Raw genomic sequence first — 21,416 nt, 5'->3', positions numbered from 1 at the left:
CACCGGGTCTACCGCAGGGTAAAGTGGTGGCCATGGACCTCATGGCGCTCGAACTCTTCTTCATCGGCCTCCTGGGCCTGGCGAGCCTCGCGATCGCCTTCGTCTCGGTCGTCGTGCTGAGAAACCTCTTCCGCGGCCAGCGCTGAGCATCGTGCTCGAGCTCCCCACCGATCTCCCCGCCGACCTCGCGCCGCTCTCGTGGCTCATCGGCGTCTGGGAGGGAACCGGCGTCATCGACTATCCGGTCGGCGACGAGCGTCTACAGGGTGAGTTCACGCATCGCGTGAGCTTCAGCCACGACGGCGGCCCGTTCCTCAACTACTCGGCCACTGCGACGTTCACCGGCGACGACCAGGCGGTCTCCCTCCCGCTCGTCGCCGAGACCGGTTTCTGGAGACTCAGCCGTCCGGCCACCGCCGCCGATCCCGGCCCCGGGCTGCTGCCGCCGCTGACCGGGCCGGTCACGCGCGGCGTCGACGACGTCGAGCAACTGCGCGCGGCATCGGGCGGATTCCCGATCGAGGTCTCTCTCGCACACGCCGACGGGACGCTCGAGCTGTACCTCGGCGAGATCAACGGTCCGCGCATCGACATCGCCTCCGACGCGATCGTCCGCGGTGCGGGTGCCAAGGAGTACGGCGCCGCGACGCGCATGTACGGACTCGTCGACAACCACCTGCTCTGGGCCTGGGACATCGCGGCTCTCGGCACTCCTATGCGGGCGCACGCGTCGGCACGATTGGCCAAGGTCTGACATGACCGGTTTCTCCGGCATCCCCGGCGCGGTGACCGGCGACGGCGGGATCGCCCACTTCGGCGACGCGTTCCGTGAGCAGCGTCGCCTCGCCTCAGGCGGGGCGATCGTGCCGCTCGACGACCGGACGGTCATCGAGGTCGCGGGACCGGAACGACTCGGTTGGTTGGATTCCATCACCTCGCAGTCCGTCGGCCGGCTCGCGCCCGGCGAGAGCACCGAGATGCTCGTGCTCGACCCTCAGGGGCGCGTCGAGCACGCCGCCGGCGTCCTCGACGACGGGGCATCGACCTGGCTCATCGCGGATGCCGGCGACGCCGAGGCGTTGGCGACCTGGCTGACGCGGATGAAGTTCCGCACACAGGCCACCGTCGCGGTGCGTCCCGATCTCGCGCTGCTCGGCTTCGTCGACGGAGGCGCGGCGGCTGAGCGTGGGACTGCAGCGGCATCCGCTCCTGCAGGCGCACCGCTGATCTGGACCGATCCGTGGCAGCGCGTGAGCGCGGGCGGTCACCAGTACGCCGAGGTCCTCGATCACCCGGGTGCAGACCTCGCCTGGAAGGTGGCCATCGCGACCGCCGAGGCAGCAGATGCGCTGGCAGCGACGCTCTCACCGGAAGAGGTCGCCGGACTCCTCGCCGCCGAGGCGCTGCGCATCGCCGCCTGGCGACCGCGGTGGTCGGCCGAGGTCGACGAGCGCTCGCTGCCGCACGAGTCCGACTGGATCCGCACCGCCGTGCACCTCAACAAGGGCTGCTACCGCGGACAGGAGACCGTCGCGAAGGTCCACAACCTGGGTCACCCGCCGCGCAGGCTCGCGGCACTGCACCTCGACGGCAGCGAGGCCGTGCTGCCCGCGGTCGGCGATGCGGTGCTCGCGGGCGACGACGAGGTCGGTCACATCACGTCGGTCGCCCGGCACCATGAGGACGGACCCATCGCCCTCGCGATCCTGTCGCGTCGCACGCCGGTCGGCGATCTCGTCGTCCGCGCCGAGGGGGTCGACATCGCCGCGACGCAGCAGGTGATCGTGCCGGCGGATGCCGGTGCCACGGCCGACATCCCTCGTATCACCCGACTGTCCCGACGCCCGAGCGCACCGGATCCGCGCCAGGCGGGCTGACTCGCGGGGCGAGAAGCTCCCTTCAGGGGAGCGGTGCGACCGCACTCCACGGGAGCGTGAGCTCACCGAGTCGCCACCGGCTCTTGACGCCGAGCACGGGCCAGCCCTGATCGCGCAGAGCGGCGACCGCGCCCAGGAATCTCTGCGTCGCTCCGAAGGCCGACAACGGCGCCGCACGGCTCCACTCGCGATCGAGGTCGACGAGCAGGGCGTGCACGCGCTCGCCGGGCACGTTGCGGTGGATCAGCGCTTTCGGCAGCCGCTCCGCGACGATGCTCGGATGCTCGAGATCCGCGAGACGCAGCGAGATCGTGAACCGGAGCGGCGATCCGGTCGGGTCGACGTCGACCCAGCTCGACACCCGACCGATCTCGTCGCAGGTGCCCTCGACGAGCAGGCCCTCGGGAGCGAGGCGCCCGGCCATCGTGCTCCAGGCCGCGGCGACATCGGACTCGTCGTACTGGCGGAGCACGTTCATCGCGCGGATCACCGCGGGGCGCCGCCCGGCAGGCAGAGGCACCTCGAATCCACCGCGGGCGAAGGAGACGCGCAGATCGGGCGAGAAGGCGGTGTTCCCTGCCTGCACCTCGACCAGCTGCAGAGTCGCGGTCGCGACTCTGACCGGATCGATCTCGAGGCCGCGCACCTCGGCATCCGCTCGCACGCGCTGCAGTCGGGTGGCGAGCTCGAAGGCGGTCACCCCGCTGGCGCCGTAGCCGAGGTCGATGACGAGCGGATCCGTGGCGCGGCGGAACGCGGGGCTCACCGCGATCCAGCGGTCGTTGCGGCGCAGCCTGTTCGTCCCGGTGGTGCCGCGGGTCGGCCGACCGAGGGGAGATGACGCCATGCGTCAATCCTCGCAGGGCATGGGCGTGGACGCGTCCGGCTGCGCCGATAAACTGGGGCCATGACTTCGAAGCGCACCCTGATCCTGCTCCGTCACGGCCGGAGCGAGTGGAACGAACTGAACCTCTTCACCGGATGGGTGGACGTCCGCCTGAACGAGCAGGGCCGGAACGAGGCCCGCCGCGGCGGCGAGCTCCTGGCCGAGGCGGGCATCCTGCCCGACGTGCTGCACACCTCGCTGCTCAGCCGTGCGATCCAGACCGCGAACATCGCGCTCGACGCGGCCGACCGTCTGTGGATCCCGGTCACGCGCTCGTGGCGCCTCAACGAGCGTCACTACGGCGCTCTGCAGGGCAAGGACAAGGCGCAGACGCTCGAGGAGTTCGGTCCGGAGCAGTTCCAGCTGTGGCGCCGTTCGTTCGACGTGCCGCCGCCCGTGCTCGACGACGACAGCGAGTTCAGCCAGGTGAATGACGTGCGCTACGCCGGCATCGACGGCGAGGTGCCGCGGACGGAGTCGCTGAAGCTCGTCATCGATCGCCTGCTGCCGTACTGGGACGACGCGATCGTCCCCGACCTCGAAGCAGGCAAGACGGTCCTCGTCACCGCGCACGGCAACTCGCTGCGCGGCCTCGTGAAGCACCTCGAGGGCATCAGCGACGATGACATCGCCGAGCTGAACATCCCCACCGGCATCCCGCTCGTGTACGAGCTCGACGAGAACAACGTCCCCACCGGTCCCGGCCGCTACCTCGACCCCGAGGCCGCCGCCGCCGGTGCTGCCGCCGTGGCAGCGCAGGGCAAGAAGTAACACCGCAGACGAAGGGGGCGGATGCTGACAGCATCCGCCCCCTTCGTCGTGTCATCGGCGCTCAGGCGTGGCCGAGCTCCTGCTGCTGCTCGACCGCGAGGGCGATGTCCTCCTCCTCGATGCGCCAGTCGCCGGTCGCCAGGTAGATGACCTTCTTGGCGACCGCGACCGCGTGGTCTGCGAAGCGCTCGTGGTAGCGGCTGGCGAGCGTCGCGTCGACCGTCGCAGTGGCCTCGCCCTTCCAGTTGTCGCTGAGCACCTTCTCGAAGACGCTGGCGTGCAGCTCGTCGATGTCGTCGTCGGTGTTGCGGATGGTGTCGGCCAGCTTCAGGTCCTGGGTTCGCAGCAGCTCGGAGAGCGTGCGCGAGATCTCGACGTCCAGCTCGCCCATCTTCGTGAAGGTGCCCTTGAGGCCCTTCGGGATCGCGCGCTCGGGGAAGCGCAGGCGCGCGAGCTGGGCGATGTGCTCGGACATGTCGCCCATGCGCTCGAGCGAGGCGCTCACGCGCAGCGCGGTGACGACGACGCGCAGGTCTCGCGCGACCGGCTGCTGGCGGGCGAGGATCTCGATGGCCTGCTCGTCGAGCGCCACGGCCAGCGCATCGATCTTGGCGTCATCGGCGATGACCTCTTCGGCCAGCTCGACATCGCTCGTGGCGAAGGAGCGGGTGGCCTTGTCGATGGAGACCGTGACGAGGTCGGCGATCTCCACGAGCTGGGACTGCAGGTCCTCGAGGGACTGATGGAAGACTTCGCGCATGTCGGCGCAACCTTTCGTTCGGGTCTCGGCTGTGGTGTCAACGCGAGACGGCCGGGCCGCTCGCACGAGAGGAGAGCACAGCGCTCCCGCACAGGCCCGAAAGCGATTGTCTGCTCCGAAGGTTAACGAACGGTGCCCAGCACGTGAATAGTACTTCTCGCCGTGGCTCAGGGGCGGGCGAACCCGCCGATCCGCGGGTGAACGCACTCTACGCTGGGGTTATGACCTTGCCGCAGATCGCGCTGCTCGCGTTGGCCGTCGGCCTCGTGATCGGCGTCGGCCTCTCCCTTCTCGTGGCCTGGGCATACCGTGCGCGGGCGCGCGTGGCCGATGAGACCTCGCTCGTGGTCCCGGAGGGTGTGACCGCCGTGCTCGGCAGCATGGACGATGCGGCATGCGTGGTCGACTCGTCCGGACTCGTGCTCGCCGTCTCGAAGGCGGCGACCAGGTTCGGCATCGAGGTGGGCGCACCCCTGGAGAACCCCGAGCTGCGTCAGCTCGTGCGTGGCGGACGCATCGAGGGCAGTTCGGCGACCGAGTCGCTGCGCATCACGCGCGGCGGGCTCAGCCTCGATCCACGGCTCGTGTCGGCTCGGGCGAGCGCCATCAGTCCGCGCATGACGCTGCTGATCATCCGCGACGTCACGGAGCAGGAGCGCCTCGATCAGATGCGCCGAGACTTCGTGGCGAACACCAGTCACGAGCTCAAGACCCCTGTGGGAGCCGTCACTCTGCTTGCCGAGGCCATCGAATCGGCGGCCGACGACCCTGCTCAGGTGCGCCACTTCGCGACCCGGATCTCGGCCGAAGCCGCACGTCTCGGTCAGCTGACCGGTCGGATCATGAGTCTCTCGAGACTGCAGACCGACGATGCGCTGTCCGATGTGCGGCCCGTCTCGATCGACGAGGTTCTCGCCACCGCGCTCGAGGCGCATGTCGTGCAGGCCGACTCCGCCGGGGTCGAACTCGCCCGCGGCGGCGATCGCGGAGTCTGGGTGCGCGGCGACTCGCAGATCCTCATCGAGGCCTTCGGCAACCTCATCGCGAACGCGATCGTCTACTCCCCGAAGGGGTCGCGCGTCGGCATCGGTGTGAAGGCCGATGAAGGGGTGGTCGAAGTGGCGGTCTCGGACCAGGGCATCGGGATCGCGGAGGCGGATCGGGAGCGGATCTTCGAGCGCTTCTACCGGGCGGACGAGGCGCGGTCCCGCCGCACCGGCGGAACGGGGCTCGGACTCTCGATCGTCAAGCATGCGACACAGCGCCACGGCGGCGAAGTACGCCTCTGGTCGCGCCCCGGAAGAGGCTCGACCTTCACCATCAGGCTTCCGAGGATCGACGCTCCCCCGAGCATCGACAAGGACCAGAAGAACAAGAAGAAGCGCGAGCGCAAAGCGGCCAAGGCCGCTGCTCGCGTCCGAAACGGAGAGAACGCATGACCCGCATCCTTCTCGTCGAAGACGAGCCCGACCTCGCCGACCCGCTCGCCTACCTCCTGCGCCGAGAGGGGTACGAGGTCGAGATCGCCGAGGACGGTCCAGGGGCGCTGGCCGCCTTCCGCGAGCGCGGCGCCGACGTCGTGCTCCTCGACCTGATGCTGCCTGGCATGCCGGGCACCGAGGTGTGCCGGCAGATCCGCTCGACCTCGGCGGTGCCGATCATCATGGTCACGGCCAAGGACTCGGAGGTGGACATCGTCGTCGGACTCGAGCTCGGCGCCGACGACTACGTCACAAAGCCGTACTCGTCCCGCGAGCTGCTCGCCCGGATGCGCGCGGTCCTTCGTCGCGTGGTGCAGGCCGACAGCGAGCTCGACGAGCGCGTGCTCGACGGGGGACGCGTCTCGCTCGACATCGATCGCCACACCGTCTCGGTCGCCGGACAGCAGATCAACATGCCTCTGAAGGAATTCGAGCTCCTCGAGGTGCTGATGCGCAATTCGGGTCGAGTGCTCACGCGCGGTCAGCTGATCGACCGCGTGTGGGGGAGCGACTACTTCGGAGACACGAAGACGCTCGACGTGCACATCAAGCGGATCCGCTCCCGCATCGAGGAGAACCCGGGGGAGCCCGTCATGCTCGTCACGGTTCGCGGTCTCGGGTACCGCTTCGAGGGCTGACGCAGTCGTCGGACGGCACGCCCGTCCCCATGACGGAGAAGAGGCCGGCACCCCGCAGGGTGTCGGCCTCTTCGTCAGCGTATGCGCCGGCTCACTCCGCCGGAGCGGGGGCAGCCGTGTCCGTGGGGGCCGGCTCGGGCGTCGGTGTCGACTCCTGCTCCGTGGGCACGAGGTCGGCGTAGTACGGCAGAGTGCCGTCGAGAACGGGAACCTGAGTCTTCGTGCCGGCACCGTCGCCCGACTGGAAGTGGATCTCGATGGTCGCGCCGGGCATGGTGTCGAGTCCGTCGATGCGCAGCGGTTCCTCGTCGGCACCGAAGCTGACGGTCTTGCCCGCGGGCACGGAGACGGTGAACGGCTCATCGGAGCCCGACACGGTCATGGTGAGCGTCGCCTTGTCGGCGGTCGGGTTGACCACGGCGCCGATGAAGTTGCCGACCGATCCGTCTTCATTCGCGACGATGAAGGCATTGCGCACGTCGATGGGACCGTCGGAGTCCGAGACGTTGACGCCGTCGGAGGCGGAGTATTCGATCGTCGTCGCCTGCGGCGAGATGAACGTGCAGCCCGTCGCGCCCAGAAGAACGAGGGCGCTGATGGCGGCAGACGCAACAAGGCGCGATTTCACGGGTCCTCCTGAGGTACGACGGGATATCCGCGTCCCATTCTATGCGCATGCGGGGCACCGCCCGAGGACGCGGCGGCGCGAACCTTAGCGCATGTCCCCTGTGGTATCCTTGAGGTTGCCGAAAGGACAAGTTTTTATGCTTTTTGAGGTTGGCGAAACTGTCGTCTATCCGCACCATGGCGCTGCGACCATCATCGAGGTCAAGGAGCGCATCATCAAGGGTGAGGCGAAGAAATACCTGAAGCTCAACGTGACCCAGGGGGACCTCATCATCGAGGTGCCTGCGGAGAACGTCGATCTGGTCGGGGTCCGCGATGTCATCGGCCGGGAGGGGCTCGACAACGTGTTCGAGGTGCTCCGCGCTCCGTTCACCGAAGAGCCCACGAACTGGTCTCGTCGTTACAAGGCGAACCTCGAGAAGCTCGCCTCCGGCGACGTGATCAAGGTGAGCGAGGTCGTCCGCGACCTGTGGCGTCGGGATCAGGACCGCGGTCTGTCGGCCGGTGAGAAGCGGATGCTGGCGAAGGCTCGTCAGATCCTCATCTCGGAGCTGGCTCTGGCGGAGAAGACCGACGAGGACAAGGCGAGCGCGCTGCTCGACGAGGTCCTCGCTTCCTGAGCGGATCGAGACAAGGCGGGTGCTTCGGCATCCGCCTTTTTTCGTGCGCGCCGGTAACGTGAACCTGGTGAGCATGCTTCCCGTCCCTGACACCGCGATCATCGTCGTCGCCGCCGGCTCCGGCACGCGACTGGATGCCGGAGCGCCCAAGGCGTTCGTCGGCATCGACAGCCATTCGATCCTCCGCCACGCGCTCGACGGCGTCTTCGCGGCGGGGCCCGCCCAGGTCATCGTGGTCGCCCCCGCAGGGTTCGAGGGCGACGCGGAGACCGAGGTGCGTGCTGCGGCCGGCGATCGCGTCGACCTCGGCAGGGTCGTGACGGGCGGAGAGACCAGGCAGCAGTCGGTCGCCGCCGGTCTGAAGGCCCTGTGGGGAGACGTCACGCGAGTTCTCGTGCATGACGCGGCGCGCGCGCTGACCCCGCCGGAGGTGATCGACGCCGTGGCCCGGGCGATCGACGGCGAGGCAGGGGTCATCCCGACGCTCCCCGTCGTCGACACGCTCAAGCGGGTCGACGGAGACGCGGTCATCGCGCCGGTGGACCGCTCCGAGCTCGCGGCAGCGCAGACGCCGCAGGGGTTTCCGCGAGCCTTGCTCGAGGCCGCCTACGATGCTGCGAGCGGCTCGGACGTCGAGTACACCGATGATGCGGCGCTGTTCGCCGCCGCCGGACACCTCGTGCGTCAGATCCCGGGTTCACCCAGCGGATTCAAGATCACCACGCCCGCCGACCTCGAGCGCGCCCGCCAGCTGCTGGCGGCTGTCGCCATTCCGGCACCCGATCTCGCCCCGACGTGGACGGGACCCCGGGTCGGCCTCGGCACCGACGTGCATGCATTCGGTGGAGACGGGAACCTGTGGCTCGCCGGCCTGCAGTGGCCGGGGGAGCCGGCGCTCTCCGGGCACTCCGACGGCGATGCCGTCGCTCACGCGATCGTGGACGCGCTGCTCGGCGCTGCAGGGCTCGGAGACATCGGCGAGCACTTCGGCACCGCACACCCCGAGTACGCCGGCGCACACGCGGACGTCTTCCTCGCCCGCACCCGGGAGATCCTCACCGAGGCGGGTTTCGCGATCGGCAACGTCTCGGCGCAGTTCCAGGGCAATCGACCGCGCTTCAGCACGCGACGCGCGGAGGCGGAGCAGGTCCTGTCCACCGCGCTCGGTGGCGCGCCGGTCTCCGTCACGGCGACCACGACCGACGGACTCGGGTTTCCCGGGCGAGGCGAGGGGATCGCGGTGACGGCAGTCGCGATGGTGCATGCGGTCTGACAGGCGTCGCGGATTGCGCGGGAATGTCTCAGCATCCGCGCTCGTTGTCGGAGAACGTCGTGCGATCGTCGCACGATCCGGAGGAGGCAGCATGAGGATCCTGGTCATCGGAGCCAGTGGACAGGTCGGCCGCACGGCCGTCGACGCGTTGGCCGGACACGAGGTCATCTCGGCGTCGCGCAGCAGCGAGCCGTCCGTCGATGTCACCGACTCGGCGTCGGTGGAGCACCTCTTCGCCTCGGTCGGACAGATCGACGCCGTGATCGTCGCCGTGGGAGAGGTGCCCTTCCGCTCGCTCGACGAGCTGAGCCGGAGCGACTACGAAGCGGCTTTCCGCGGCAAGGTGCTGTCGCAGCTCGACGTCGTGCGCATCGGCACGTCGTATGTGCGCGACGGCGGCTCGATCACGCTGACCTCCGGCATCCTCTCGCGCGAGCCGATCGCCACCGGCGCCGCGGCGTCGCTCGCGAACGGAGCCATCGAGTCCTTCGTCGTCGCCGCGGCGACCGAGCTGCCCCGCGGCATCCGCATCAACGCCGTGAGCCCGTCGGTGCTCGCGGATGCGCCGTCGTATCACTCGTCGTTCCCCGGCTTCGTGCCCGTGTCGTCGCACCGCGTGGGGCAGGCCTTCGCGAAGAGCGTGCTCGGCGTGCAGACCGGGCAGGTCTACCCGGTCGACTGAGCGGCGGCAGGGCCGGGGTCACACCCAGTCTTCGGATTGCGCCGCCCGGTAAGCTTGTGCGGTGACTCTCCGCCTCTACGACACCCGCGCACAGCAGCTGCGCGACTTCGTGCCTCTCGATCCCGAGAACATCACGATGTACGTCTGTGGAGCCACCGTGCAGTCCGGCCCTCACATCGGTCACGTCCGAGCGGCGCTGAGCTTCGACCTCCTGCGGCGCTGGCTGACTCACCGCTACGGCCGCGTCACGTTCGTGCGCAACGTCACCGACATCGACGACAAGGTGCTCGTCAACGCGACAGACGTCGAGCCGTGGTGGGCGCTCGCATACCGCATGGAGCAGGAGTTCACCGCAGCGTATGCCGGCATCGGCATCCTGTCCCCGACTTATGAGCCGCGCGCGACGGCGTCCGTCCCGCAGATGCAGGAGCTGATCGCGATCCTCATCGAGCGCGGCCACGCCTACCCTGCACCGGACGGTTCCGGAGACGTCTACTTCGACGTCCGCTCGTGGACGGAGTACGGGTCGCTGACGAACCAGTCCGTCGACGCGATGGAGGCGGCGGAGGATGCCGACCCTCGCGGCAAGCGCAACCCGCAGGACTTCGCGCTGTGGAAGGGTGCCAAGCCCGACGAGCAGGCGGATGCCGTGTGGCAGTCGCCCTGGGGCGCAGGTCGCCCCGGCTGGCACATCGAATGCTCCGCCATGGCGAAACGCTACCTCGGCGCAGAGTTCGACATCCACGGCGGCGGACTCGACCTGCGCTTCCCGCATCATGAGAACGAGCTCGCCCAGTCGACCGCGGCCGGAGACGGCTTCGCACGCTACTGGGTGCACAACGGCCTCGTGACGGTCGGCGGACAGAAGATGTCGAAGTCTCTGGGCAACTTCACCCTGGCGAGTGACGTGCTCTCGGAGCGGGATCCGCAGGTGGTGCGCTACGCACTCGCCGCCGCGCACTATCGCTCGAGCCTCGACCTCTCGGAGTCGTCCTGGACCGAGGCAGAGGCGGCACTCGGCCGCGTCCGCACGTTCGTCGAGCGCGCTGAACGCATGCTGCCGAAGACCTTCGGCTGGGGGGAGCGCACGCCGCTGCCCGGGGCGTTCGCCACCGCGATGGATGACGACCTCGGCATCCCGCAGGCGCTCGGAGTCCTGCACGACACCGTGCGCGCGGGCAATGCGGCGCTCGACGCCGGTGATGCCGACGGCGCCGGGACGGCGAGGAGCGAGGTGCTCGCGATGCTCGACGTCCTCGGATTCGAGCGCATGGGTGTCGCGTCGACGGGCGATGCGCAGGCCTCTGCTCTCGACGCGCTCGTGCAGACGATGATCACCCAGCGCGCGCAGGCGCGCGCTGACAAGGACTGGGCGGCGGCCGATCGCATCCGTGATGCGATCGCCGCGGCAGGAATCACGCTGGAGGACTCTCCGGCCGGAACTCATTGGAGTATCGATGGCTAAGCCACAGCGCCCCGGCGCAAGCAACGGCAAGAAGAAGGGCCCCACCAAGGGCACCGGCGGACTCGGACGCAAGTCCCTCGAGGGCCGCGGACCGACCCCGAAGGCGGAGGACCGCGCCTGGCACCCGGCCGGCAAGCGCAAGGCCGCGGCCGAGCGCTATGCGGCATCGGGCGGAAAGGGCAAGCCGGGGCAGCGTCAGACGTCCGGCGGAAACCCGAACCGCTCGGCCCGCGCGAAGGACAACACCACTGAGGTCGAGGTCGTCACCGGCCGCAACTCGGTGCTCGAGGCTCTCCGGGCGAAGATCCCCGCGTCGGCGTTCTACATCGCGCAGCGCGTCGAGATGGACGACCGCGTCAAGGAGATGCTGTCGATCGCCACCCACCGCGGAATCCCGGTGCTCGAGGTCACGCGTCAGGAGCTCGACCGCATGGCCGGCTTCGACGGAGTCCACCAGGGCGTCGCCGTCAAGGTGCCGCCATACGAGTACGCGCACCCGCAGGACCTCCTCGAGGCCGTCATCGACAAGGGCGAGGTCCCGCTGTTCGTCGCCCTCGACGGCATCACCGACCCCCGCAACCTCGGCGCGATCATCCGCTCGACCGGTGCGTTCGGCGGACACGGCATCATCCTGCCGCAGCGCCGTTCGGCCGGTGTGAACTCGGCAGCCTGGAAGACGAGTGCCGGTGCTGCGGCACGCGTGCCGGTCGCGCTGGCGACCAACCTCACCACGCAGCTCAAGGAGTTCAAGAAGCAGGGCGTCTTCGTGCTCGGCCTCGACGGCGACGGCGACGTCCTGCTGCCCGAGCTGCAGCTGGCCGACCGCCCCGTCGTGATCGTGACCGGTTCAGAGGGCAAGGGCCTCTCGCGTCTGGTCGCCGAGACCTGCGATCAGATCGTGTCGATCCCGATCTCGGCCGTGACCGAATCGCTCAACGCCGGCATCGCGACCTCGGTCGCGCTCTACCAGGTGTCGTCCATCCGCAACGCGAAGAAGTAGGGGAGAAGTCATGGCTCGGATCGTCGTGCTCGGAGGAACCGGCTACGCCGGACGCCACATCGTGTCCGAGGCGGTGAGCCGCGGCCATGACGTGATAGCGATCTCACGCAGCACGCCGACCGATGCTGTCGACGGCGCGTCGTACGTGCAGGGCTCGGCGCTGGACGCCTCGTCGCTCGCGAACGCCTTCGACGGAGCGGATGCCGTCGTCTCGGCCCTCTCGCCGCGTGGCGACATGGCGGACCGCGTGCTCGAGGCGCTGACGAACGTCATCGCGGAGCTCGCCGATACGAGCACCCGTCTCGGCGTGGTCGGCGGCGCCGGTGGAAGCCTGGTCGCCCCGGAGGGCCCGCGCCTCTTCGACCTCGACTTCCCTGAGGAGTACAAGCACGAGGCACAGGTCGGCATCGACTCGCTCGCACTGCTCCAGAGCACGGACCGGTCGCTGGACTGGTTCTTCATCCACCCGGCCGAGGTCTTCGGACCCTGGGCCGAGGGTGAGCGCACCGGTCACTATCGCGATGGTGGAGATGTGCTCGTGCGTGACGCCGAGGGCAAGTCCTTCATCTCGGGGGCGGACTTCGCGGTCGCGGTGGTCGACGAGATCGAGCGCCCGGTGCACCGTCGCGGACGCTTCACGGTCGGGTACTGACCTCAGACGAGGTCGCGCCAGTCGACCTCGTCGTCGTCATCGGCGACGGAGTGCGTGCCTGTGATGACGGGCAGGCTCATCGTCTCGGTGGGCGGGCCCATGATGGTCGCCTCGTCGCGGCGGTGGCGCAGCACCTCGTTGATGTAGCTCGTGAGGACCTCGGCGAGCGGGACTGAGCGTCCCTGCGCCTGAGAGAGGTACCACCGGTGCTCGAGCACCTGGTGGAACACCTCTGCGGGTTCGAGCTTGGCGCGCAGCTCCCAGGGGATCGCACGCACCACGGGCTCGAACACGCGGGTCAGCCATTCGTGCGCGTACATCTCCTCGTCGACCCACTGCTTGGTCGAACGGGCACGGAACTCGTCGAGATCGTTGAGCAGGCGGCGGGCCTGGTTCTCCTCGACGTCCAGGCCCGTGAGGCGGATCAGGCGGCGCTGGTGGTGTCCGGCATCCACCACCTTCGGCTGGATCTCGACGACCGTGCCGTCGGAGGTCGTCGACATCGACATCTCGTCGATGTCGAATCCGAGGGCGTTGAGGCGTTCGACGCGCTCCGTGATGCGCCAGGTCTCCGCCGCGGCGAAGGACTCCTGCACCGTCAGCTCCGCCCACAGCGAGTGGTACGACGAGACGATGCCGTCGGCGATCGCGACCGCGTCGACGCCGTGCTCGAGCCGTCCGCCGGCCGCGAGGTCCATGATCTCCCCGGCGATGTTGGTGCGGGCGAGGTCGAGGTCGTAGAGGCGCTGCCCGTCGGTGAGCCCCTCCTCGTGCAGTTCACCGGTCTCGGCGTCGACGAGGTAGGCCGCGAAAGCGCCGGCGTCCCGGCGGAAGAGCGTGTTCGAGAGCGAGACGTCGCCCCAGTAGAAGCCGACGTTGTGCAAGCGCACCAGGAGCACCGCGAGGGCGTCGACCAGGCGATTCGCCGTGTCGGGGCGCAGCACCCGGGTGAAGAGGGCGCGATACGGCATGGAGAAGCGCAGGTGCGAGGTGACGAGCGCGGCGGGGAGCGGCTCGCCGGCGGCATCCGATCGCCCCGCGATCACGGCGACGCGGTCGACGCAGGGCACATCGAGCCTGGCCAGGTTGCCGAGCATCTCGTACTCGCGCCTCGCCATCTCATCGGTCGTCTCTTTGACCGCGACGACCTTGCCCGAGAGGTCGGCGAAGCGCACCAGATGCCGTGACAGCCCCTTGGGAAGCGACACGATCTGCTCGGACGGCCACTTGCCGAGGGGGGTCGACCAGGGGAGGGCGAGCAGGGCCGGGTCGATCGAGCTCGCCGTGATCCGCAGCGCATCCTGCATGTCTCTCCAGTGGGTCGGGGCGGAAAAGAAAGAAGCGGCGCGGGCGACCGAAGTCAGCCCGCGCCGCGTCAGTGGGTCCGATCAGGCGGAGACGATCGGCTTGTCGTTCAGACGAACGCCCGACTCGATGTCGAACGCGTGCACGTGGCCCGCGTTCGCCGCGAGGGTGACGGTCTCACCGGCGTTGGGGTGGCTGCGACCGTCGACACGTGCGACCAGGTCGGCGCGCTTGCCGTTGATCTCGGTGTGACCGTAGAGGTAGCCGTCAGCGCCGAGCTCCTCGACGAGGTCGACGACGACCGAGAGGCCCTTGCCGTCGGCGGGGCCGACGGTGATGTCCTCCGGGCGGACGCCGACGGTGACCTGCGAGCCGTTGGCGCGGCCCACGGTGTCGCGGTCGAGCGGGACGACCTCGGTGCCGAAGCGCACGCCGCCGTCTGCCAGGTCTGCGCTGAACAGGTTCATCGCGGGCGAGCCGATGAAGCCGGCGACGAAGACGTTCTCGGGCTTCTCGTACAGGTCACGTGGCGAACCGACCTGCTGGAGGAGTCCGTCCTTCAGCACGGCGATGCGGTCGCCCATGGTCAGAGCCTCGGTCTGGTCGTGCGTGACGTAGACCGTGGTGACGCCGAGGCGGCGCTGCAGCGACGCGATCTGCGTGCGCGTCTGGACGCGGAGCTTGGCGTCGAGGTTCGACAGCGGCTCGTCCATGAGGAAGACCTGGGGCTGACGGACGATCGCGCGACCCATCGCGACACGCTGACGCTGACCACCCGAGAGGGCCTTCGGCTTGCGGGTCAGGTACTCCTCGAGGTCGAGCAGCTTCGCGGCCTCGAGCACGCGGCTGGCGCGCTCTTCCTTGCCGACGCCGGCGATCTTGAGCGCGAAGCCCATGTTCTCGGCGACCGTCATGTGCGGGTACAGCGCGTAGTTCTGGAACACCATCGCGATGTCGCGGTCCTTCGGCGGCACGTCGGTGACGTCGCGGTCACCGATGAGGATGCGGCCGGCGTTGACCTCTTCGAGGCCGGCGAGCATACGCAGCGAGGTGGACTTTCCGCAGCCGGAGGGGCCGACGAGAACGAGGAACTCGCCGTCAGCGACCTCGAGGTTGAGCTTGTCGACAGCCGGGCGGGTTCCGCCGGGGTAGAGGCGGGTGGCCTCGTCGAAAGTCACAGATGCCATTGTGTTTCTCCTTCACCGGCAGGTACGTGCCGGACGATCCGTAGTGATAGAGCGGCGGAGCGATCCGCCGTGACCCCTCATCGGGTCGGGATCAGTATGGCAGATGCCCGTGCATCTGGGTATTTCTCAGCCTGGCTGGTTAACATCGATCTCGGCCGCTTAACGCGGCGTTCGCCGCCCGAGTGGCGTCCGGGGCCACCCTGCCCCCCTGAGACTGTCTAGAGGAACGATGTCGAGCGACGAGACGCCGAACGTCCCCAGCCCTCGCAATTCGCGTGAGGTCGTGCGGGAGAAGGCACAGAAGGTGCATGCCCAGCAGTCGAGGGCGCGCGTGATGCGACGAATCATCCTCGGGGCGATCGCCGTCGTCGCCGTCGGCGCCATCGGCACTGCGATCACGCTCGCCGTCTCCGCACAGGTCTCGAAGCCGCAGCTCACCCCGGGCGGGATGAACGACGACGGCATCCTCGTCTCCGACATCAGCGCGTCCGCGATGTCCGACGAGACGGTCGCGCCTCCGAGCCCGGAGGAGACCGAGGCGGGTGGCGAGACGACGCCGACCCCGGAGCCCACCACGTCGAGCACGGTCGACATCCACATCTACGTCGACTACCTGTCGCCGGATGCCGGTGAATTCGAGCGCGCCAACGCGCGCCAGCTCGTCAACTGGATCTCGGAGGGTGCGGCGACGGTCACCTACCACCCGGTCGCGCTGCTCACCGCGAGCTCGAACGGCACCAAGTACTCCCTGCGTTCGGCGGCGGCCGCGGCCTGTGTCGCGACGCACTCGCCGGCACAGTTCTACGCGTTCAACCACGACCTGCTCGATGACCAGCCCGAGGTGAACACCGACGGCTTCTCCGATTCTCAGCTGGCCGACATCGCCGGCGCGGTCGGCTCGGACAACGTCAAGAGCGTCCGGTCGTGCATCGAGGATCAGGACTACGTCACCTGGGCGAAGGAAGCCACGTCCCGTGCGCTGGAGGGCCCGCTCGTCGGTTCGGACGACCTCGTGCTCACTGCCGCGCCCATGATCGTCGTGAACGGCGAGGCCTACGTCGGCGCCCTCGACGACCCGAGCGAGTTCTCGCAGTTCGTGCTCACGGTCGCGAGCGACGCGTACTACGCCACCGAGACTCCGACTCCCGCGCCGACCGAGACCACGGAGCCCGCACCCTCGGAGACCCCGGCGCCGTAGTTCGTCGGTGCCCGCCGCCCATCGCTAAGCTGGGTGGTGTCCGCCGACTTGGCGCAATTGGTAGCGCACCGTACTTGTAATACGGGGGTTGCAGGTTCGAGTCCTGTAGTCGGCACCGTCCAGCGGATCGCATCCGCGCCTCCCTCGACGACACAGATCGTCACACGGGAAATAGTGCGAGCAGAGCACACGTTCTCCCCGGTATGACTCGTATCGGAAACAGTGACCTAGACGTCTTCCCGCTCTCGCTCGGAGGCAACGTGTTCGGCTGGACAGCCGACCGTGATGCCTCCTTCGCCGTGCTCGACGCCTTCGTGGCGGGTGGTGGCGATTTCATCGACACCGCAGACGGGTACAGCTCGTGGGTGCCGGGCAACTCGGGCGGCGAGAGCGAGACGATCATCGGTGAGTGGCTCGCGTCACGCAAGCCCGAAGGCGTCATCGTGGCGACCAAGGTGAGCCAGCACCCGGAGTTCTCCGGGCTGTCGGCGTCGAACGTGCGCAGGGCCGCCGAGGCATCGCTCGCCCGACTGGGCGTCGACGCCATCGATCTCTACTACGCGCACTTCGACGATGAGACCGTGCCGCTGGAGGAGACGGTCACCGCATTCGGCGAGCTCGTCTCAGACGGCCTCGTACGCAACGTCGCGGTGTCGAACTACACGGCGCAGCGCATCCGTGAGTGGGTGGAGATCGCCCGTCGCACGGGATCGGCGTCGCCCGTCGCCGTGCAGCCCCACTACAACCTCGTTCACCGCAACGACGTCGAGGAGACGATCATCCCGGTGGCGCAGGAGTTCGGTCTGAGCCTGGTGCCCTACTACTCGCTCGCGAGCGGATTCCTCACCGGCAAGTACCGTTCGACGGCCGTCGAGGGTCAGACCTCGCCGCGCGCCTCCGGTGCGGCCAAATACGCGACGGAGGCGGGGCTGCGCATCATCGACGCTCTCGAGGAGATCGGCGACGCCCACGGCGCCTCGATCGCGGCGACCTCGTTGGCGTGGCTGCGTGCTCAGCCGACGGTCGCCGCCCCGATCGCGAGTGCTCGGACGGTCGAGCAGGTTCCTGACCTTCTCGCCGGAGCGCGATTGGAACTGCGCGAGGACGAGATCGAGACGCTGAACCGCGTCTCCGAGTGGACACCGGCGAAGGCCTGAGGCTGTCGGCCTGTCCTCCGCCCTTGCTAAGAGCCCGAGGACAGGCCGCCGTCGACCAGACCCATCCTGTGAGCCAGGATGACCAGATGGATGCGGTCGCGGGATCCCAGCTTCGACAGGATCCTGCCGACATGCGTCTTCACGGTGGATTCGCTGACGAACAGCGCCTGAGCGATCTCCGCGTTCGTGAGGCCGCGCGCGATCTCGACGAAGACGTCGCGCTCGCGGTCGGTGAGGTCTGCCGTCAGGTCCTCGGTCACAGTGGCGGACGCTGCAGGTGTCGCGCCGAGCGTCGGGGTCACATGCTCCAGCAGCATCCGCGTGACCCGCGGTGAGAGGGCCGCGTCACCGCGGTGGATGGCTCGGATCGCCGAGATCATCTCGTGCCTCTGCGCGTCCTTCAGGAGGAATCCGCTCGCGCCGGCGCGGATCGCGCCGAAGGCGTACTCGTCGAGATCGAACGTCGTGAGTACCAGAACACGGGTGTCGGGATTCTCGCGGACGATGGTCGCGGTCGCCGCGATCCCGTCGAGCCCCGGCATCCGGATGTCCATCAGCACGAGGTCGGGACGGAGTCCGGACGCCTGGACGATCGCGTCATGCCCGTCCGCGGCCTCGCCGACCACGACCATGTCGGCCTCGGCGTCGAGCACCATCCGGAAGCCGACGCGGATGAGAGCCTGATCGTCGACGAGGAGAAGCCTGATCGGCTCGGTCATGGTGCATCCTTCGGTTCGAGGTCAGCAGGATCGGCTGGCGACACAGGCAGCTCGGCGCGCAGCATCCACCGACCGCGTTCGACGGGTTCAGAGGTGATCGTGCCGCCCGAGTGCGCGGCACGTTCCACGAGCCCGCGCAGGCCGAACCCGGTCGTGCCGACAGGGCCGGAGACGCCGTCGTTGACGATCTCGACGATCACCGAATCCGAGGCGTAGATCAGTCTGACCTCGATCGACGTCGCCATCGGCGCGTGCCTCATGGCGTTCGTGACGCCTTCCTGCACGATGCGGCCGAGCGCATGCGACAGAGCGGTGGAGATCGAGGCGGTGCCTGTGACGGAGAGCGTCACCGGAAAACCGGCGCGCTGCGCCACTGCGACCGTCTCCTGCGGCGGCGTCGGCTCGAGAGGTGCCAGGGGGAGTGGTGAATCATCGGCGCGGAGGACTCCGAGCATCGCGCGCATCTCGGTGAGCGCGCTGCGAGCCGTCTCGGCGGCGGAGGACGCCGCCGTTCGCGCCTGCACGGGATCCGGTGTCGCGGCTGCGCCCTCGGACAGGGCGACGATCACCGTGAGCGAGTGCGAGACGATGTCGTGCATCTCGCGGGCGATGCGGGCGCGTTCGCCTGCTGCGGCCAGCTGGGCCTGCTGATCGCGTTCCACGAGCAGCTGGCGGGAGCGGTCGATCACCGCAGCCAGGTAGCGTTTGCGTTCTCCGACATTCACACCGATCAAAGTGCCGATGAGTCCGAGGACCAGCGACATCACGACGGCGTTCGCGGCGATCTGCAGAGTGATGACGCCGGTGAGGGTGAGCGCACCGGCGAGCGCCGCGAGCGATGCGATCGCGATGCCGAAGCCGGTCCACGCCGCCCGCGACGAGCGGTACACGGCGAGCGAGTAGCAGCTGACCAGCAGGACAGGAGCGCCGATCGGCTGAAGCGCGAAGAGGAACAGGGCTTCGAGTGCGAAAGATGCCACGAACGGCACCAGCGGGTGCCTGCGCCGCCAGAGCATAGTCGCGCACGTGCCGACCACGGCGGCGGGGACCAGGATCGCCACGCCGATGGCGAGGGGCATCGGAAGATCGCGGGTGATCGCACCAGCGGGAACGAGCGAGAGGAGCAGGCACAGGATCGTGATGACGACGTCGGCGACCACCGGATGCCGCGCCCAGAAACGGCGCAGGACGCCGGGGGGACGCGGCAGCCGCAGCCCCTCGTCCTCGCGGACTGAGGTGCTGCGGCTGATCGGGGTGGTCACCGGCCGACTCTACGCGGATCGGTCATCGGTCGGCTCTCGGTCACGCGTCGCGGGTGCGGAGCACGCCCCACGCGGCGAGCATGCCCGCAGCCACCCAGCCGGCCAGCGTGAGATACGCGACCGGGCCCTCGAGGGCGGCTCCCTCGGGAAGGATCGCACTCTGAGCGGCGGCGACCGGCAGGTAGTTCGCGGTCTCGAGGAGCCACGTCCACGCGTCGCCGGCGATCGTGAAGAAGCTCGCGACGATCGGCAGGACGAACAGCAGGCCGACGGTCGCGGCGATGGCTCCGGCGCCCGAGCGCAGGATGAAGCCGAATGCGACGCCGATGAGAGCGAAGACGGACATGGCAAGCGACGACACGACGATCGGAAGGAGCGATGCCGCCGGATCGGACCAGTCGATGCTCTGATCGCGCGACGCGACGACCGCGGAGACGGCGACAGCTGCGGCTGAGAAGATCACCAGAGACGACACGAACAGGAAGACCGCGATCACGACGGCCTTGGCGGCGAGCACGGAGCCGCGCTTCGGGTTAGCTGCCAGCGTCGAGCGGATCATTCCGGTCGAGTACTCACCCGTCACGGATATCGCACCGAGGATGCCCGCGAGCAGCATCGTGAACTGGATCGGCATGACCACGGCCTGGATGGGGTCGAAGCCCGGCAGGTCGATCGCCTGAGCGATGAGCACCGCGATGCCGACGGTGAGCACTGCGGCGATGCCGATGGACCACCAGGTGGAGCGAAGGGTGGAGAGCTTGATCCACTCGCCGCGGATCGCGCGCACGAACGTGAGGCGGTGTCCGGTGTCGACGTGCTGGCGCGTGCGGGCAGGAGCCTGGACGGTCATGAGATCTCCTTCGTGCGGTACTCGACCGAGTCGCCGGTGAGCGCCAGATAGGCGTCTTCGAGCGACCCGGTGGTCGGGGTGAGCTCGTGCAGGGGGATGCCGTGGCGAGCGGCGAGGTCGCCGATGCGGGAGGCCGGCAGGCCGACGATGTCGAGAAGGTCGGGAGCCGAGCTCACGATCTCGACCGACGGACCGCCGACCGCTGTGGCCAGATCCGCTGCGCGGGGCGTGCGGACGCGCACGGTGTTCGTCGTCCAGGCGCGGACGAGCTCTTCGAGCGGAGCGTCGGCGAGCACTCTGCCCCGGCCCATCACGATCACGTGATCGGCGGTCTGCGCCATCTCGCTCATCAGGTGGCTGGACAGCAGGACCGTGCGCCCCTCGGACGCCGCATGGCGCACGAACTGGCGCACCCATCGCACCCCCTCGGGGTCGAGGCCGTTGACAGGCTCATCGAGGATCAGCGTGTGCGGATCCCCGAGCAGGGCCGAGGCGATTCCGAGCCGCTGCCCCATGCCGAGTGAGAACTTCCCGGCGCGCTTGCGGGCGACGGGCGCGATGCCCGCCAGGTCGATGACCTCGTCGACGCGCGACGCGGGGATGCCGTGGGTCGCCGCCATCGCACGCAGATGATTGCGAGCGGTGCGGCCGGTGTGCACCGCCTTCGCGTCGAGAAGCACCCCCACCTCGGTGAGCGGGGCGCGAAGCTTCCGGTATTCCCGGCCGGCGACGGTTGCGATGCCGGACGTCGGCCGGTCGAGGCCGACGATCATGCGCATCGTGGTGGATTTTCCCGCGCCGTTCGGACCGAGGAACCCGGTGACCGTGCCCGGCTTGACCGTGAACGACACGTCCTGGACGGCTGTCTTGTCTCCGAATCTCTTCGTGAGGCCTTCTGCTGTGATCATGTCTACGACGCTATCGACGGCGCCGCAGCCCGCGCGTCCTCCCTGGGTACCGTTCCCCGGAGGCAGCGGGTCATCCTCACGGTGGATGGCCGGTGCGG

General features: G+C 68.8%; 22 protein-coding genes and 1 tRNA gene. 14 read left to right on the top strand and 9 right to left on the bottom strand.

Annotation, left to right across the window (positions count from 1 at the left end; translation table 11 throughout):
* The first annotated feature begins 151 nt into the window (after positions 1-151).
* Positions 152-754, top strand: a complete 603-nt coding sequence (locus BMW26_RS12390; RefSeq protein ID WP_072591613.1) for an FABP family protein — start codon at positions 152-154, stop codon at positions 752-754.
* Position 755: 1 nt separating this feature from the next.
* Complete coding sequence (gene ygfZ, locus BMW26_RS12385; RefSeq protein ID WP_056279879.1) at positions 756-1,877, top strand: CAF17-like 4Fe-4S cluster assembly/insertion protein YgfZ; 1,122 nt, start codon at positions 756-758, stop codon at positions 1,875-1,877.
* A 22-nt stretch (positions 1,878-1,899) separates the two neighbouring features.
* On the opposite strand, the gene BMW26_RS12380 is transcribed toward ygfZ, so the two are convergent.
* On the bottom strand, positions 1,900-2,724 hold the full coding sequence (locus BMW26_RS12380; protein ID WP_072591612.1) for a class I SAM-dependent methyltransferase: 825 nt from the start codon (positions 2,722-2,724) through the stop codon (positions 1,900-1,902).
* Between the two features lie 60 nt (positions 2,725-2,784).
* Between BMW26_RS12380 and BMW26_RS12375 the strand changes: the two genes are divergently transcribed.
* The gene (locus BMW26_RS12375; RefSeq protein ID WP_053097313.1) at positions 2,785-3,534 is read left to right on the top strand and encodes a phosphoglyceromutase; all 750 of its coding nucleotides are present in this window, start codon (positions 2,785-2,787) and stop codon (positions 3,532-3,534) included.
* A gap of 61 nt (positions 3,535-3,595) precedes the next feature.
* Here BMW26_RS12375 and phoU read toward each other — a convergent pair whose 3' ends face one another.
* Positions 3,596-4,294 carry a phosphate signaling complex protein PhoU gene (phoU, locus tag BMW26_RS12370; protein WP_053097311.1) on the bottom strand — a complete coding sequence of 233 codons (699 nt, stop codon included), beginning with the start codon at positions 4,292-4,294 and terminating at the stop codon, positions 3,596-3,598.
* A gap of 221 nt (positions 4,295-4,515) precedes the next feature.
* Between phoU and BMW26_RS12365 the strand changes: the two genes are divergently transcribed.
* Together BMW26_RS12365 and BMW26_RS12360 are read left to right on the top strand one after the other, a co-directional pair.
* Complete coding sequence (locus BMW26_RS12365; RefSeq protein WP_072591611.1) at positions 4,516-5,733, top strand: sensor histidine kinase; 1,218 nt, start codon at positions 4,516-4,518, stop codon at positions 5,731-5,733.
* Entirely contained in the window at positions 5,730-6,413 is a 684-nt protein-coding gene (locus tag BMW26_RS12360) for a response regulator transcription factor (protein WP_053097307.1), read from the top strand. Before BMW26_RS12365 ends, BMW26_RS12360 begins: the two co-directional genes overlap by 4 nt.
* A gap of 91 nt (positions 6,414-6,504) precedes the next feature.
* On the opposite strand, the gene BMW26_RS12355 is transcribed toward BMW26_RS12360, so the two are convergent.
* Positions 6,505-7,041, bottom strand: a complete 537-nt coding sequence (locus tag BMW26_RS12355) for a DNA modification methylase (RefSeq protein WP_083569359.1) — start codon at positions 7,039-7,041, stop codon at positions 6,505-6,507.
* A 136-nt stretch (positions 7,042-7,177) separates the two neighbouring features.
* Here BMW26_RS12355 and BMW26_RS12350 point away from each other — a divergent pair, with 136 nt between their 5' ends.
* From BMW26_RS12350 to BMW26_RS12325, 6 genes are all read left to right on the top strand, one after another.
* Complete coding sequence (locus BMW26_RS12350) at positions 7,178-7,660, top strand: CarD family transcriptional regulator (protein ID WP_053097304.1); 483 nt, start codon at positions 7,178-7,180, stop codon at positions 7,658-7,660.
* A 73-nt stretch (positions 7,661-7,733) separates the two neighbouring features.
* Positions 7,734-8,933: a 2-C-methyl-D-erythritol 4-phosphate cytidylyltransferase gene (gene ispD, locus BMW26_RS12345; RefSeq protein WP_442923000.1), complete on the top strand. Its 1,200-nt coding sequence runs from the start codon at positions 7,734-7,736 to the stop codon at positions 8,931-8,933.
* Positions 8,934-9,024: 91 nt separating this feature from the next.
* Positions 9,025-9,615, top strand: a complete 591-nt coding sequence (locus BMW26_RS12340; RefSeq protein WP_056279884.1) for a short chain dehydrogenase — start codon at positions 9,025-9,027, stop codon at positions 9,613-9,615.
* 61 nt (positions 9,616-9,676) lie between these two features.
* Positions 9,677-11,080, top strand: coding sequence for a cysteine--tRNA ligase (gene cysS, locus BMW26_RS12335; protein WP_072591609.1), 1,404 nt, complete (start codon positions 9,677-9,679; stop codon positions 11,078-11,080).
* Complete coding sequence (gene rlmB, locus BMW26_RS12330; RefSeq protein WP_053097298.1) at positions 11,073-12,080, top strand: 23S rRNA (guanosine(2251)-2'-O)-methyltransferase RlmB; 1,008 nt, start codon at positions 11,073-11,075, stop codon at positions 12,078-12,080. The genes cysS and rlmB overlap by 8 nt, the downstream gene beginning before the upstream one ends.
* Positions 12,081-12,090: 10 nt before the next feature.
* Positions 12,091-12,732 (top strand): NAD(P)-dependent oxidoreductase, encoded by a 642-nt coding sequence (locus BMW26_RS12325; protein ID WP_072591608.1) that lies wholly within the window; start codon positions 12,091-12,093, stop codon positions 12,730-12,732.
* A gap of 2 nt (positions 12,733-12,734) precedes the next feature.
* Here BMW26_RS12325 and BMW26_RS12320 read toward each other — a convergent pair whose 3' ends face one another.
* Together BMW26_RS12320 and BMW26_RS12315 are read right to left on the bottom strand one after the other, a co-directional pair.
* Entirely contained in the window at positions 12,735-14,039 is a 1,305-nt protein-coding gene (locus tag BMW26_RS12320) for a DUF4032 domain-containing protein (RefSeq protein ID WP_053097294.1), read from the bottom strand.
* Between the two features lie 81 nt (positions 14,040-14,120).
* The gene (locus BMW26_RS12315; RefSeq protein WP_053097292.1) at positions 14,121-15,224 is read right to left on the bottom strand and encodes an ABC transporter ATP-binding protein; all 1,104 of its coding nucleotides are present in this window, start codon (positions 15,222-15,224) and stop codon (positions 14,121-14,123) included.
* Positions 15,225-15,453: 229 nt separating this feature from the next.
* Here BMW26_RS12315 and BMW26_RS12310 point away from each other — a divergent pair, with 229 nt between their 5' ends.
* The 3 genes from BMW26_RS12310 (at position 15,454) to BMW26_RS12300 (ending at position 17,579) form a co-directional block, all read left to right on the top strand.
* Entirely contained in the window at positions 15,454-16,422 is a 969-nt protein-coding gene (locus BMW26_RS12310) for a DsbA family protein (protein WP_053097290.1), read from the top strand.
* A gap of 42 nt (positions 16,423-16,464) precedes the next feature.
* Positions 16,465-16,537, top strand: a tRNA-Thr gene (locus tag BMW26_RS12305).
* An 88-nt stretch (positions 16,538-16,625) separates the two neighbouring features.
* On the top strand, positions 16,626-17,579 hold the full coding sequence (locus BMW26_RS12300) for an aldo/keto reductase (RefSeq protein WP_056279890.1): 954 nt from the start codon (positions 16,626-16,628) through the stop codon (positions 17,577-17,579).
* A gap of 26 nt (positions 17,580-17,605) precedes the next feature.
* Here the strand turns inward: BMW26_RS12300 and BMW26_RS12295 are convergent, their stop codons facing one another.
* From BMW26_RS12295 to BMW26_RS12280, 4 genes are read right to left on the bottom strand one after another with little or no spacing between them, the layout of a single operon-like run.
* Entirely contained in the window at positions 17,606-18,298 is a 693-nt protein-coding gene (locus BMW26_RS12295; RefSeq protein WP_072591607.1) for a response regulator, read from the bottom strand.
* The gene (locus tag BMW26_RS12290; RefSeq protein WP_072591606.1) at positions 18,295-19,560 is read right to left on the bottom strand and encodes a sensor histidine kinase; all 1,266 of its coding nucleotides are present in this window, start codon (positions 19,558-19,560) and stop codon (positions 18,295-18,297) included. The genes BMW26_RS12295 and BMW26_RS12290 overlap by 4 nt, the downstream gene beginning before the upstream one ends.
* Before the next feature lie 40 nt (positions 19,561-19,600).
* Positions 19,601-20,410, bottom strand: a complete 810-nt coding sequence (locus BMW26_RS12285; RefSeq protein ID WP_053097273.1) for an ABC transporter permease — start codon at positions 20,408-20,410, stop codon at positions 19,601-19,603.
* Positions 20,407-21,318: an ABC transporter ATP-binding protein gene (locus tag BMW26_RS12280; RefSeq protein WP_053097271.1), complete on the bottom strand. Its 912-nt coding sequence runs from the start codon at positions 21,316-21,318 to the stop codon at positions 20,407-20,409. Before BMW26_RS12280 ends, BMW26_RS12285 begins: the two co-directional genes overlap by 4 nt.
* Positions 21,319-21,416: the final 98 nt, after the last annotated feature.

It is taken from the genome of Microbacterium sp. 1.5R (assembly GCF_001889265.1).
Lineage (GTDB): Bacteria > Actinomycetota > Actinomycetes > Actinomycetales > Microbacteriaceae > Microbacterium.
The sequence above is the reverse complement of the archived record's forward strand: the minus strand, read 5'-3'. Positions and strand labels throughout refer to the sequence as shown.

Coding starts and splice junctions, on each gene's coding strand:
- BMW26_RS12320 (WP_053097294.1), bottom strand. CDS start 14,039: ATGCAGGATGCGCTGCGGATCACGGCGAGCTCGATCGACCCGGCCCTG.
- BMW26_RS12300 (WP_056279890.1), top strand. CDS start 16,626: ATGACTCGTATCGGAAACAGTGACCTAGACGTCTTCCCGCTCTCGCTC.
- phoU (WP_053097311.1), bottom strand. CDS start 4,294: ATGCGCGAAGTCTTCCATCAGTCCCTCGAGGACCTGCAGTCCCAGCTC.
- ispD (WP_442923000.1), top strand. CDS start 7,734: ATGCTTCCCGTCCCTGACACCGCGATCATCGTCGTCGCCGCCGGCTCC.
- rlmB (WP_053097298.1), top strand. CDS start 11,073: ATGGCTAAGCCACAGCGCCCCGGCGCAAGCAACGGCAAGAAGAAGGGC.
- BMW26_RS12280 (WP_053097271.1), bottom strand. CDS start 21,318: ATGATCACAGCAGAAGGCCTCACGAAGAGATTCGGAGACAAGACAGCC.
- BMW26_RS12295 (WP_072591607.1), bottom strand. CDS start 18,298: ATGACCGAGCCGATCAGGCTTCTCCTCGTCGACGATCAGGCTCTCATC.
- BMW26_RS12350 (WP_053097304.1), top strand. CDS start 7,178: ATGCTTTTTGAGGTTGGCGAAACTGTCGTCTATCCGCACCATGGCGCT.
- BMW26_RS12380 (WP_072591612.1), bottom strand. CDS start 2,724: ATGGCGTCATCTCCCCTCGGTCGGCCGACCCGCGGCACCACCGGGACG.
- BMW26_RS12375 (WP_053097313.1), top strand. CDS start 2,785: ATGACTTCGAAGCGCACCCTGATCCTGCTCCGTCACGGCCGGAGCGAG.
- BMW26_RS12325 (WP_072591608.1), top strand. CDS start 12,091: ATGGCTCGGATCGTCGTGCTCGGAGGAACCGGCTACGCCGGACGCCAC.
- BMW26_RS12310 (WP_053097290.1), top strand. CDS start 15,454: ATGTCGAGCGACGAGACGCCGAACGTCCCCAGCCCTCGCAATTCGCGT.
- BMW26_RS12315 (WP_053097292.1), bottom strand. CDS start 15,224: ATGGCATCTGTGACTTTCGACGAGGCCACCCGCCTCTACCCCGGCGGA.
- BMW26_RS12365 (WP_072591611.1), top strand. CDS start 4,516: ATGACCTTGCCGCAGATCGCGCTGCTCGCGTTGGCCGTCGGCCTCGTG.
- BMW26_RS12340 (WP_056279884.1), top strand. CDS start 9,025: ATGAGGATCCTGGTCATCGGAGCCAGTGGACAGGTCGGCCGCACGGCC.
- BMW26_RS12360 (WP_053097307.1), top strand. CDS start 5,730: ATGACCCGCATCCTTCTCGTCGAAGACGAGCCCGACCTCGCCGACCCG.
- BMW26_RS12285 (WP_053097273.1), bottom strand. CDS start 20,410: ATGACCGTCCAGGCTCCTGCCCGCACGCGCCAGCACGTCGACACCGGA.
- ygfZ (WP_056279879.1), top strand. CDS start 756: ATGACCGGTTTCTCCGGCATCCCCGGCGCGGTGACCGGCGACGGCGGG.